The sequence below is a fragment of the Spiroplasma sp. hyd1 genome (genome assembly GCF_016082235.1).
GTDB classification, from domain to species: domain Bacteria; phylum Bacillota_I; class Bacilli_A; order Mycoplasmatales; family Mycoplasmataceae; genus Spiroplasma; species Spiroplasma poulsonii.
Window position 1 is genome coordinate 23,413 of sequence record NZ_JXYY01000006.1, and the last position, 13,544, is coordinate 36,956.

General features: G+C 29.4%; 12 protein-coding genes. All 12 read left to right on the forward strand.

Features of this window, described 5'->3' with window-relative positions:
* Nucleotides 1-2 precede the first annotated feature (2 nt).
* The 12 genes from alaS (at nt 3) to TS70_RS01605 (ending at nt 13,273) form a co-directional block, all read left to right on the forward strand.
* Nucleotides 3-2,753 carry an alanine--tRNA ligase gene (gene alaS, locus TS70_RS01545; RefSeq protein WP_198049212.1) on the forward strand — a complete coding sequence of 917 codons (2,751 nt, stop codon included), beginning with the start codon at nt 3-5 and terminating at the stop codon, nt 2,751-2,753.
* Nucleotides 2,746-3,165: a Holliday junction resolvase RuvX gene (gene ruvX / locus TS70_RS01550; protein WP_198049213.1), complete on the forward strand. Its 420-nt coding sequence runs from the start codon at nt 2,746-2,748 to the stop codon at nt 3,163-3,165. The genes alaS and ruvX overlap by 8 nt, the downstream gene beginning before the upstream one ends.
* A 107-nt stretch (nt 3,166-3,272) precedes the next feature.
* Nucleotides 3,273-4,805 carry a hypothetical protein gene (locus TS70_RS01555; protein WP_198049214.1) on the forward strand — a complete coding sequence of 511 codons (1,533 nt, stop codon included), beginning with the start codon at nt 3,273-3,275 and terminating at the stop codon, nt 4,803-4,805.
* Nucleotides 4,806-4,921: 116 nt separating this feature from the next.
* Complete coding sequence (locus TS70_RS01560) at nt 4,922-5,305, forward strand: hypothetical protein (protein WP_040093183.1); 384 nt, start codon at nt 4,922-4,924, stop codon at nt 5,303-5,305.
* Between the two features lie 17 nt (nt 5,306-5,322).
* On the forward strand, nt 5,323-5,910 hold the full coding sequence (locus TS70_RS01565; RefSeq protein WP_198049215.1) for a hypothetical protein: 588 nt from the start codon (nt 5,323-5,325) through the stop codon (nt 5,908-5,910).
* Nucleotides 5,911-6,058: 148 nt separating this feature from the next.
* A complete protein-coding gene (locus tag TS70_RS01570; RefSeq protein WP_198049216.1) occupies nt 6,059-7,696 on the forward strand; it encodes a hypothetical protein in 1,638 nt (545 codons plus the stop codon).
* 413 nt (nt 7,697-8,109) lie between these two features.
* Nucleotides 8,110-8,910: an IS3 family transposase gene (locus TS70_RS01580; RefSeq protein WP_308699441.1), complete on the forward strand. Its 801-nt coding sequence runs from the start codon at nt 8,110-8,112 to the stop codon at nt 8,908-8,910.
* 3 nt (nt 8,911-8,913) lie between these two features.
* A complete protein-coding gene (locus TS70_RS01585; protein WP_198049219.1) occupies nt 8,914-9,204 on the forward strand; it encodes a hypothetical protein in 291 nt (96 codons plus the stop codon).
* 39 nt (nt 9,205-9,243) lie between these two features.
* Nucleotides 9,244-9,909, forward strand: coding sequence for a hypothetical protein (locus TS70_RS01590; protein ID WP_198049220.1), 666 nt, complete (start codon nt 9,244-9,246; stop codon nt 9,907-9,909).
* Nucleotides 9,910-9,924: 15 nt separating this feature from the next.
* Complete coding sequence (locus tag TS70_RS01595) at nt 9,925-10,305, forward strand: transcription antitermination factor NusB (protein WP_127093059.1); 381 nt, start codon at nt 9,925-9,927, stop codon at nt 10,303-10,305.
* Between the two features lie 120 nt (nt 10,306-10,425).
* Nucleotides 10,426-12,030, forward strand: coding sequence for an ABC transporter ATP-binding protein/permease (locus tag TS70_RS08350; protein WP_198049221.1), 1,605 nt, complete (start codon nt 10,426-10,428; stop codon nt 12,028-12,030).
* 172 nt (nt 12,031-12,202) lie between these two features.
* Complete coding sequence (locus tag TS70_RS01605) at nt 12,203-13,273, forward strand: glycosyl hydrolase family 18 protein (RefSeq protein ID WP_198049222.1); 1,071 nt, start codon at nt 12,203-12,205, stop codon at nt 13,271-13,273.
* Nucleotides 13,274-13,544: the final 271 nt, after the last annotated feature.

Consider the following 13,544-nt stretch of genomic DNA (forward strand, 5'->3'; position numbering starts at 1 on the left):
GGATGACAAAACTTACAGCAAATGCAATTCGAAAAATGTGGTTAGATTTTTTTCGAAGTAAAAATCATTACGAATTGCCATCAGTATCGTTAATTCCCGTTGATGATCCATCATTATTATGAATTAATTCGGGGGTGGCAACATTAAAACCATATTTTGATGGTCGCAAAACACCACCAGCCCCACGGTTAACAAATTCCCAAAAATCAATTCGCACAAACGATATTGAGAATGTGGGACATACAGCTCGTCACCATACTTTATTTGAAATGTTAGGTAATTTTTCAATTGGTGATTATTTTAAAAAAGAAGCAATTGTTTATGCTTGAGAATTTTTAACTGATAAAAAATGAATTGGATTTGATCCCGCCAAATTATATGTTACTGTTTATAAAGATGACCAGGAGGCATATGATGTTTGACATAATGTGATTGGGTTAAGTCCCGAACGAATTATTAAGGGGGGTAAAGATACTAACTTCTGAGAAATTGGGGAAGGACCATGTGGACCAAATACCGAAATCTTTTATGATCGTGGTGAAAAATATGATTCTGAACATATGGGAATCAAGTTATTACAAGACGACTTAGAAAATGATCGCTATTTAGAGGTTTGAAATATTGTTTTTTCTCAATACAATAATAATGGGGATGGAACTTATACCGATTTACCACGGAAAAACATTGATACTGGTGCTGGGTTGGAACGAATTACTTCTATTATTCAAGAAACACCAACTAATTTTGAAACCGATTTATTTATGCCAATTATTAAAGCAGTTGAAAAATTAGTGCAGGGGAAATATCATTATGATCAAACGGCATTGTTTACCAATGATGCACAGCAAATTAAAATTAATACTGCTTTTAAAGTAATTGCTGATCATTTACGAGCAGTAACATTTGCGATTGCAGATGGGGTGTTTCCAGGAAACAAGGATCGTGGGTATGTTATTCGTCGGTTAATTCGTCGCGCTAGTTTATATGGTAAAAAATTAGGGTTAGAACAACCATTTTTATCCCAATTAGTGCAAACCGTAATTCAGATTATGAGTGAATATTATACTTATTTAATTGAAAAACAATCAATTATTGAACAAGCGGTATTAGATGAAGAAAATAAATTTTTAAAAACATTAGAACAAGGAAACAAACTATTTAATGAAGTTAAAGCAAAGTATGGCCTAATTTCCAAAGAACATGCTTTTCGCTTATTTGAAAGTTATGGTTTTCCAATTGAATTAATTGAAGAAGAAGCACACGAAGCGGGAATAAAAGTTGATCGAATTGGTTTTGAAGAATTATTAGCAAATGCCAAAGAAATTTCACGAACTAATCGGAAAGATATTAAAGCAATTCAGTTGCAAAGTGAACTTTTTACGCAATTAGATGTTGTTAGCAAATTTGTTGGTTATGAACATGAACAAGTTAATAATACAGCAATTGTTTTTATGTTTGCAAATGATCACGCAGTTTCTGAATTAACAAATACAACGGGATATCTTATTTTAGCAGAAACACCTTTTTATGCTGAAAAGGGTGGGCAAGCTGCTGATCATGGTTTAATCTTAAAGGATAATAATACAGCTTATGTTTTAGATGTTCAACAAGGACCAAATAAACAACACTTACATTATGTTAAAGTGGAAGGAACATTAAAAAAAGAGGATTTAGTAAATGCTTCAATTGATAGTGACCGTCGATTTTATACTCGTAAAAATCATTCCGGAACACATTTAATTCATGCAGCATTACGAGAAGTTTTAGGAACGCATGTTATGCAAACGGGGTCTTATAATGATGATGAACGATTACGAATTGATATTACACATAATCAGCCAATTACTACTGTCGAAATTATGGCTGTTGAAGCATCAGTTGTAAAAGCGATTCGCGCAGCAATTCCTTGTGAAGTAATTTATACTGATATGCAAACAGCACTAGACGTTCATCAAGCATTAGCTTTTTTTACTGAAAAGTATGATGAAGAAGTGCGAATTATTAAATTTGGAACTTATTCATGTGAACTTTGTGGGGGAACCCATGTTGCTAATTCACAAGATGTCGAAGATTTATTAGTAACGGGAATTGAATCAAAAGGAGCAGGAACATTTCGGATTCATGCTATTACATCAAATAAAACAATTGCTAGTTATTTAAATGAGCAGTTTCTAAAAGAAAAAACTGAAGCAGTTAATTACTTTGAGAAATATAATCAAGGGAAATTGGTTTTAACTGATCAACAGTTAGAACAAATTTGAGACCAAATTAGTAATTTAACTGTTTCAAAACAGAATTGAAAATTATTAAAACAATTAGTAAATCAATTTAAAGAGTGTTTTAAGCATTGACAAAAACAATATGATAATGCTATTATTCGGGATTTTGTGAAACAATATCATGCCTTACCAGTACAAGAAAACAACGGGATTCAAGTTTTAATTTATCAATTTTCAACAAAGGTTGATGTTAATGCTTTAAAAGTATTAATTGATGATTATAAAACACGGTATTCTAATATTTTAATTTTCTTTGTTGATATGACTGATTCAACCCAACAAAAATTAGTTATTGGGGTTAGTGATGCTTTACATAATCGTTATCAAGCTAATCGTATTATTCAACAATTAAACCCCTTACTTGATGGTAAAGGGGGCGGAAACAATAGTGTTGCTCAAACTGGATTTAAAAATAAAACTATTATTACAAAATTACTAGCAGACCCCCTTGCGTTTTTACAACAGCATGGCTAAATATTATTTAGGAGTTGATTTCGGAACTAAAACGTTGGGGCTTGCGACAAGTCACGGGATGATTGCGACAAGTTATGGGGTTTATCAGTTTCCTGATCACAATTTTTTAAATGCAGCACAATATTTAGCAACATTAATTGCAAATGAAAAGGTTAGTGATCTTGTTATTGGTTATCCCAAAAATATGAATAATACGATTGGACCACGGGCAATGATGGTTGATGATTTTATTGCATTATTAAAACCAATGCTAAGTCCTGTAATTGTAATTCACTTAGTTGATGAACGGTTGACAACCAGACAAACACACCAAATTATGTTAGAAGCTAATTTATCGCGACAAAAACGGAAAAGTAAAAAAGATAGTTTAGCAGCACAATTAATTTTAGAAACATTTCTTCAACAAAAATAAAAGAGCAACCCTCTTTTATTTTTTTTAATTAATTATTATACAAATATCGATAGGAAAAGCAAGAAAAAAAATGATATAATTTTATGGAAAGCATTTTACTTAGGGATATGAATAAAATTGAGGTTAAGATGATGACTAAGAAAAAAATACATGAAACAAAACAACTACAAGAAGTTAATAACAATTTAAAAATGAATGTTAACGAAGCGACTGTTATTAAAGCTTTAACAAAAGCTTGAAAAAAATCAGAACCATATTTAAAATTAATGACCGAATATCAAACATTAAATGCAACTAGTACAGTTGATTGAGATGAACGTTATGAAAAAGAGTACGAAAAATTTATTAAAGCAGTTCTTGGAGAAAATGTTAACTTTAAAAAAGCAATAACTAAAAAATTATCAAAGTCAAAAACAAAAACTACAGCAAGTAAAAAAAGTAATATGGGATTAAATCCTGGACAATTAGATCTGCTAGCAAAACGAAAATTATATCGTTCCGAAGATTTGTTTCCAGCACGCGTGGTGAGAGGATATCAAGAATCACAAGCAGCAATTGAATCAGAATTAGCTGCCCCACGCGAAAGTTTTTTAAATAATAATATTAATGTATTAGCAACTGATCAAAAACACAAACAAGTAGGACCAAATGAAACAATGAGTACTACTTTTGAAACAGATACGGACAATTTAACGGTTGAAACAAAACCAGAGGAATCATCACCAAAGGAAGTTGAAGATTTAATTAGCAAATTAAATCCAAATCAACAACGTTTAATTCGCCAACGGAATGAACAATATGGTCGTTTTCAAAGTAAGCGTGAGGAAATGATTAGGGTAAATGCTGATGAAGATGCAAGTGAAACCTTAAAAACTTTTAATAACCAAGTTAAAAAACATGCAAAAAGTTGAGGTTTAAATTCAAATCAAATTGAATTATTAGCCCGCCGTGATGCTACAAATCGCGATGTGCATCCGTACTTGAATCGAGCACGTGGTGTCTATCATCCTGAAGAAGATTATTCGCGCGTAAATAGTGACCTTAAACCACGCTCTCTTGATGAAATTAAGGACCAAATGAATTTAAGTAAAAATCAATTAGAATTATTATCTCGTCGTGATTCTCATCCGTCAGAATGAAAACAATATATGAAAGAAATTACTTCGCCAAAAGATGACGAGAATGAAGAAAAAGTTATGATTGATCCAGAAAATGTTATTAAAAAACGAAATCAAATGGTTCAAGAAAGTTTAGCGCGTAGTTTAGGAAAAACAAAGAAACAAATTGGTGGTAAATATATTCGAAATTTCATTACTGAAGAGCCGAAACGAAAACCAATTTTTAAAACAGATCTTTATTTAGATACAGCAATTACTAATCAAATTAGACCATTGTTTGTTAAATCAATTGCTAAACCAAAACCAAAGGTTTCACCAAAATTTGCTGCTGCGAAAGTAATGCCAAATTCGGTGATTGCTTCATTTTCAGCGCCAAGTAATCGAAACTGAGCAGAACCACAAATTAATGGAGCAGCAAAGGAAAGTACTGCAAGTAAGATAACATCTGTTTCTTCAGGACCAGTTGAAGATAAATATGTTTCAACAGTTGACCCTAAAAAACAACCTAATTTAAAAAACTAAAATTTGGTAATAGTTATGAAGAAAAAAGAATCAAAAAATTAGATGTTACAATAATAAAATCAGAAGAAACGTTAGATAATGCTAAAATAAAAAAAGGGGCTAATTGAAAAGCAAGCTTGATTGATTTAACATTATATACTCAAAAAGAATTAAAGGATTATCAAATTAATTATGCTGATCCAACTAAAACACCTGATTTAACAATAAATTTAGCAGAAAACCAATATACTTATGCTGGTTATCATCCACGAGAAATTCGTAAAATTGAACGACGACAAGTAGAACACAATCATGAACGATTAATAAAAGAAAAGTTAATTCAAAAAAATATTCGCAAAGAAACACGGTATCAAAAAAAACTACGTCAGCGAAAAGTTAAACCAAAACCATTACCACAGATTTTAATTAATAAATATCTGGCAGAAGGAAAAAAGGTTATTAATGGTTTTTTAGTTGACGCAGGAGAAAACAAAACTGGTAAGGAACAGCAAAAGAAATAAACAAGTGGGGAATAACAATGAAAGCAACATTGCCAACAGCAGACTTAATTCGAAAATATTTTGATGAAGTTGTTACCTCAAGTGGGATTGATCCTAAAAAACGACCAGATGTTGCGCTGCAATGAGCGCAAGAAAAAGAACTTTGAGCGCAAGAAGCGGATGCTGAAATCCAACAACAATTATTACAAGTATTAAAAGTTAATCAAAACGTTCAAACCCAACAGTTGTACCACCAACAAGAATTAATTTTGCGTGACTTACAACAAGCACGGTTAATTGAACTACGAAAACGAGAAGAATATTTAGCAACATTAGCAAAACCAGTTAAGTTACCAAAAGTAAATAAAAAAATGCTTAATAGTGATGTTGAAACAAAGCATTCTTTTCCAAAATCCTTTTTTAAGAAAGATAACAAAATAGGACCTTCTTATGAAGAGGATAATTATGGCACAATCCTAATGCGTGAAATTGGACAAGCATTAGCTAATGAATATGAAATATATCATCCTGTCCAAATTGAAAAACCAATTAAGCAAGTAGTTGCTATGAAAAAACCGAAAAAGTATCGTTTAATTTACAAAAAAGGGCCAAAATCACGGTGATAGGGTCTAAAAAATAATGAAATAATATTATAAATATTTTTATAAAAAAAGCAAGGTTTTTTACGAAAACTATTTAAAAAACTGCAAAAATTTTATATAATATATGTATGTATTAAAATAATGACAAAGTAAATAAAGAGGACTAGAAAAAATGGCAAAAGAAAAAGACACAGATACTGTTGTCGTTACTCGTGCTGATTATGGTAGCATTATTGATTCAGAACGAGATGCAACAGAACTAATGGATAAAAAACTAACTCCAGCAACAATTAAAATTTTATTAAGACAGTTAGATGAAAATAGCCCAGAGTATCAAGCATTAAAACAAAAATATTTAACCGAGGTAGTTGGGACTAAACAGAAAGGTGTTATTCGTTTAAAAGATAAAGATAATGCTTGAGAAGAACAAAAAAATAAAAGTAAATTTATTGATTATAGTTATCGTGTTGACAAAGAAATTCCAGTTTTTGCAAGATTAAACAATCACAAAGCAAAACAAGCAGCTAGTAAAAAATCAGCAGCAAAAGTGAAACCGCCAGTTCAGGAAGACATTCTAATCTCAACACCATTAAATCAACCAAGAACTAATAAAACTATGAATGGAACAAAAAAGTCTGCTAAAAATGCCCCTCTGAAAACAACTAATTTAATTAAACCACCGTTAAAAGACAGTGAATTAATTAATGATGAGTTTAATACTTTCTCAAATTGGAATAGTTTAGATGTTGATCGTGTTAAAACAAAATTAGGGTCAACAGGATCAGAACCAGATGAAACTAGAACAATTATTCGTCGGAACGAAACAGAAGAAATAACAACAATTCGTCGTGATTTACGTCCGATTTTAGCCCAACAAATTTCACAAATTAAACGAAATGGGTTATCAGTTGTTGACTTTGTTGTTGATTCTGATGATAAAATTGAAATTGAAAAAGGGGATGAAGAAATTCTTGTTCGTTTAATCAAACAAAATCAAGTTGAAATTAACTTAAATGAATTTGCGGCAAGAGATATTGTACCATCAAAACCAACACCAGTTAAAATTATTCGGACTGCTGAAGATCCATTATCAATGGAAGAACGATTAATTTTACGGTTAAAAAACAAGGCTCGTTTTTATAAATTAAATGCGGAAGAACAAACACAATTAGAACACTTAAAAGCAACCTTTGTTTTGAAAACAAAACAAAAAAATAATAAAAAAGAAACTGCAGCACAAAAAGCAAAGAACAAAAAAGGGCAAGATGCAACAATGGCCTTTGCGAATGAGCAAGCAGAATTGGAAAATGAGGATTGTTATAAAACAACAAATTATAATCATCAATATGATGAAAAGAAACGACCTAATGTTGATCAACGTTTAGTTTATGAACAAAAAATGCTACAGTATTTGTTGGAAGTTCGCCAACAATATGAACAAGGTTATAATCGTCAAATTTCCCAGGAATTAGCTGACTTTAACCGAGCAATAAATTTATCACGAACAATTAAAACAAAAGATGAAAAATTAAATGAGGAAATTTTACAAAATCGTAATAAATCAATAGCATTGTTACGAAAACATGTGATGTTATTAAACCAGAAGCAATATGCTGAAATCAAGTTGTTAGATAAACAAGTCCTTAAATATAAAAACACAAAAGGAAATATTGAAGAGTTTATTAAACGCCAAAAAGAATTTCAACGATTGTTACGAATTCGTGAAGAAGTAAAAGAAAATCGCCAAGCTTTAATTGAATCGCTACGAGTGCAAGCACAATTGATGCAAGAAGCACACGATAAAAAATAACGTATTAATTATCAACTCGTTAACTATCTGGATGGGTTAANATAAATTGGACAACAATAATGTGGAGTAAGGATTATAATTAAATTAATAAATGGAGGTGTAATTATGGCAAAGAATCATTATACCGATGAATTTAAACAACAAATTGTTAGTCTTTATAAAACAGGTAAAACAGCAAAACAATTGTCCAGTGACTATCAGGTCGGTAAATCAACAGTTTGAAAATGAATTCATGAATTCAATAATTCTGGTTCATTTAAAGCAAAAGATAATCGAAGCCCAGAAGAAAATGAACTAATTCANCTAAGAAAAGAAATTAAACAATTACGAATGGAAAATGATATTTTAAAGCAAGCCACACTGATAATAGGCAAAAAATAGTAATTATTAAAAACAACAAAGAAAAATATGCAATTACTAATTTATGCAAAACACTAAAAGTTCCTAGATCAACGTTTTATTATCAATTGAAATCAAATAATCCTAAATCAAACNATACTATTGATAATGCTGTTATCAGTATTTTCTTAAAAAGTCGTAAAAATTATGGCACAAGAAAAATTAAAGTTATGTTAGCACAACAAAATATTTTATTATCACGAATAAAAATTAGTAAAATAATGCAAAGATATAACTTAATTTCCAATTATACAAAACTTAAATATAAACATCAAAGTAACAAAAACGCTACATACAAATATCATAATTTGTTAAATCAAGAATTTAATAATTATAAACTACATGAAGTTGTTGTCAGTGATTTAACACAAGTTGCTATCAATAGCAAATGATATTATGTGTGCTTTCTAATTGATTTATTTAATCGTGAAGTTATTGGTTATGATGTTAGTTCTCATAAAGATGCCAAATTAGTTGAAAATACTTTTAAAAAGCTTAGTTTTTCTTTAGATAATATTAAAATATTTCATACTGATCAAGGCAGCGAATTTAATAACAATATCATTTACAATCTTTTANCTAAAAACAATGTTGCAAAATCTTATAGTAAACCAGGCTGTNCTTATGATAATGCTGTTTCTGAATCAACCTATAAAATTTTAAAAACAGAATTAATTAAAAACAGAAAATTTAAAAATATTGAACAATTTAAATTAGAATTATTTGACTATGTTAATTGATACAATAATGTACGAATTCACAGCAAATTAAATTATTTAACACCAATTGAATATAAAAATCTTTACTCTACATAAAATTTGTCCAAAAAACCCTTGCCATTCCAATTACGAAATGTTAAATTACATGGGAAATTATTATATTTATATCCAAAGGAAATTAGATTTTTAAAATTAGCAGAAATTAAAGCACCACTATTACTTAATGGTATTCATGTTCGTGTTCATGAAAAAACTTTTGATTATCAAGAAGCATTAACGCGCAAAGACAATGATGATTTAATTGAGCAGTTAATTGCTGAAGATGAAAGCCAATATCGTTATCAACATCAAAAACGAACTAGTCATTTTTGACATTGTAAGAAACCATAGGTTTCTTTTTTACTTAATTTAAGAGAAAGGAGGGAAATAATGTTAAGTCATAAGAAGCAACAATATTTAACAAAAATTCGTCAGGAATTAGGATTACCAGCGTTAAATTGAAAACAAGAATTAAAATTGGAACAGTATCGGTATTTTGATAAAATTATTGAACGGTATGTTAAAACTGTTAGTTATATGTGATATTTTAAAAATGTTGCTTTTTATGATGATGTTAGTAAAATAACATATTATTTTCCTCGCTTAATTTTAACTCGTAAAAATCTTTATTTTTTAAAAATGCAAGCATTAATTGCTCCAGTTAAGACAACAATGGCTGCTTCGGTATGAGAACAAAACAATACTTTGATTACTTCTCCAATTGTGACACAACAATTTATGATTAATCGGATGATGAAAATGATTAATGTAAAACAGTTTTTACGAACAGCAACCATTAATTTAGTTGTTGTTAATAGCAAAGAACCATTTACAATAACAGATGCTACAAGTTATGATAATATTCAAATAATTAATCAACAACAATATCATTGAAGTGATATAATAAAACATATTGAAAAGAATGATGATTTAACAAACGATCTTTTAGCTGATGAAACAATTTTAATGTTACATCATTTATTTGGCGTTCATAGTCATCGTCATAATTTGCGGTTACAAAAACGAAGTTTATTTTGTTTATATCACTATATTTAAGAAGGAGTATGTCACGTGTCAAAACGCCAAGAACGGATTAATATTATCAATTTGTTATATCGTCATTTTATTTTGAAACATGATGTTTTAACAACAAAACAAGAGGCTTATGATTTTTCACAAGTTGTAACAACTAATGTTGAATCAGAACAAATTGATAATATTTTGCAAAATTTACCAACAATTATTGCTCTTATTAATCAGTATTTAAAACCAGGATGAAAGTTTGAACGACTAAGTAATTATCATAAAGCTGTTTTAGTGTATGGCGTTTATGCAATTCATTATCAAGGTTTAGCAAAAGCAATTGTGATTGATGAAAGTTTAGAAATTTTAAAACTTTATAGTGAAGATACTGATTTTAGTTATATCAATTCAATTCTAGATCAAATTTAGGGTTTTTATTTATTTATCAAAAAAAAACGAAAAAAAAGTAAGATTATGCTTTTTTTGATAAAATAAACAAGCATATTTATTAATTAACATTAAATAAATATAGCTAGGAAAGGGGAAACTATGAAGCAAACAGTTGTAAAAGAACGCAAAGCGATTGATGCGTCCAAACCATTAGTTGAAGTAATTGATATTACAAAAAAATACAAAAATAAGGTTGCTTTAAATAAAGTTAATTTAGTTATTAATCCTGGTGACCGAATTGGGGTTATTGGTGCTAATGGAAGTGGGAAGTCAACGTTAAGTGAAATTATTGGTGGGATTCGGCAAGCAACGGCCGGAAAAGTAGTTCGCCAAGAGAACTTAACCATTGGTCTTCAGTTCCAAGAATCAAAATATCCAATTGGAATTTCAGTTATGGATATGATTAAATACTATTTAAATACATTTAATATTCCAATGACTGATAGTCAGTTACGAGAGTTATTACGAACATATCAACTAATTGGAATGGAAAATAAATTTGTTGAGGGACTTTCTGGAGGACAACAACAACGGTTAAATATCTTATTGTCAGTAATCCATGACCCAGACTTAGTTATTTTAGATGAAATTTCAACCGGATTAGACATTGAAGTTCGATCAGAAATTTTTTATTTTTTACGAGAAAACATTGTTGAAAAAGGAAAAGCAATGTTTTTAGTAACCCATATGATGAGCGAAGTTGAAGAATTTTGTGAAAAATATATTTATGTTCATAATGGTGAAATTAAAGAAGCCGGAATGGTCAAAGATATTGTTAAAAAATATGGTTCAGTGCATAACTTTACTTGACAAATGTTTGAGCAAAACAAGAAAACTGATTTAGATCAGCAATTTCAAAAAATGGTTAAGCAAAGCAAAGAAAGCACTCGTGTAAATAAAGTCGATAAATGAATCTGTGATGGTCGTGTTCGTGGTAAAAACAAACCACTAATTGACTTAATGCTAAAATACTATTATAAAGGTTTTTTTGTACCATTCTTTTTAATTGTATATCCTATTTTATTATTATTTTTGAACGGATTCGCCTTTAAACAATTAAACGACAATCCAGCGCAGAATATTCATACTTTAGTTGGATCAATTGCAATGGTACAAGCAATGTCGGTAGGAATTTTTATTATTCCACAAACTATTTTAGAGTTTAAAAATAGTGTTTTAATGAAGCGAATTGGGGCGACAAATATTAAACCAGTTTTCTTTGTTTTATCAGTAATGTTTGTTGGTTTAATTTTTATTATTACATCATTTTTATGAACATTATTATGAGCAGGAATTTTCTTTGGACCAAGTTTTGGTTGAAAAGAAATTGCCGCACCAAATAACTTTGGACCAGCAGTGCCATTTGTTGTTTTAGTTTTTATTTCAACAATTTCATTAGGAATGATGTTATCGTCAATTTTTAAATCAACAACATCATTTATTGCTGGGTCAAATGTTATTTTTATGCCAATTGCTTTCTTAAGTGGAGCTTTTATTCCGGCAGAATTAATTAATGGTAGTGATGTTTTAAAATATGTTACTTATATTAATCCATTTAAATATACAATGGATCCCTTCTTAAAAACATGAAGTGGACAAGATTTTGTCTTTACGCCAACTTATGGAATTTACCTAGGGGTTTCGTTAGGACTAATTGGGGTTTATATTGGGGTTGCTGGTTGAAAACTACGTTGACAAGCATAATTTAAAAGACCTTCTTGGGGCATTAAAAACAACAATATTTTTTGTTGGAAGTAAATAATTATAACCTTTTTGAATTTAAAAAGATTTTATTATTTACTTTTTTATTTTTTGTTAGTAAAATAAAGGTAGGGAAAACAGTTGAAAATACTATACAATGAAAGGTGTGATCATTATGAATGGTTTAATATCATTGTTGAGTACTTTGACGTTAGTAACAAATGCTCCGTTATCATTAGCAAATAATAATCTTACCACTAATCATAGTTCACAAGAACATAAACCAATTCTAGTTGGTTACTGACACAATTGAGATAATGGTGCTGGATATCAAGGTGGAACAGCCAAGTACCTTGATTTAGCTAATGTTCCGCAGGAATATGATTTTATTAATGTTTCAAATGTTTCATTTATGAAATCATATAAAATTGGTGAAATTCCAACTTTCATTCCAGAAGTACCACATAAATCGCAGTTTACTCAAATTGAAAAAAATAATTATTTTACGAATCAAGTTAAATTAGTGCAAGAACGTGGTCAAAAAGTCATTTTATCATTAGGCGGTGCTGATGCACATATTGACTTAAAAATTGCTGATTTACAACCTTTTACAGAAGAAATTATGAATTTAGTAAGTATGTTTGGATTCGATGGAATTGATATTGATTTAGAGCAAGCAGCAATTGCAGATGGCGAAAATGAATATATTATTCCGCAAGTTTTAATGGGCCTTAAAGACCATTATGCAAAAAATAACAAGGAGTTTTTAATTACAATGGCTCCAGAATTCCCATATTTACGAACAAATTCAAGTCAAGGGAAATATTTACCATATTTAAAAACCATAGGTGATTATCTTGATTTTGTTAGTCCACAATTTTATAACCAAGCTGGTGATGGTGTTAATGTTCCGCTAGAAGAACAAGAAGCGTTAGGTTTTAATGGCTGATGGTTAACACAAAATGATGCTAAATATAAAGCAGAATTCTTATATTTAATTGCAAAATATATTGTGCAAGGAGAAGATAATTTTTATCAAATTCCAGCTGATAAATTATTAGGACTACCAGCAAATAATGATGCCGCAGCAAATGGACAAGTTAAACAGCATGATATTAAAAAGGCAACAGACTTATTAAAAGAACAAAACATTTATTTAAAAGGAATGATGACTTGATCAGTTAACTGGGATGCGGTTACAGCGTGAGAGTTTATTAAAACCTATCAAAATGAATTTTATCAATAAAATATTAACAAAATAATTAATATGTTATTAAAATGAACCTAATTTTTAGGTTCATTTTATGTTTTATCTGATGAATATCAAAGTATCAATGAAGTAACAAATGATATTAAATTATATGTTTATTTTTATAATTTTAAACATATTCGTAGCAATTAAGATTTATTTAAAAACCATTGCTATTTTAAATGTTTATGATAGAATTAATTTACCTAAACTAGTTTAGGGTATTTATTGATTAAATTAAAAAGGAAATATTAACTTGTATATAATA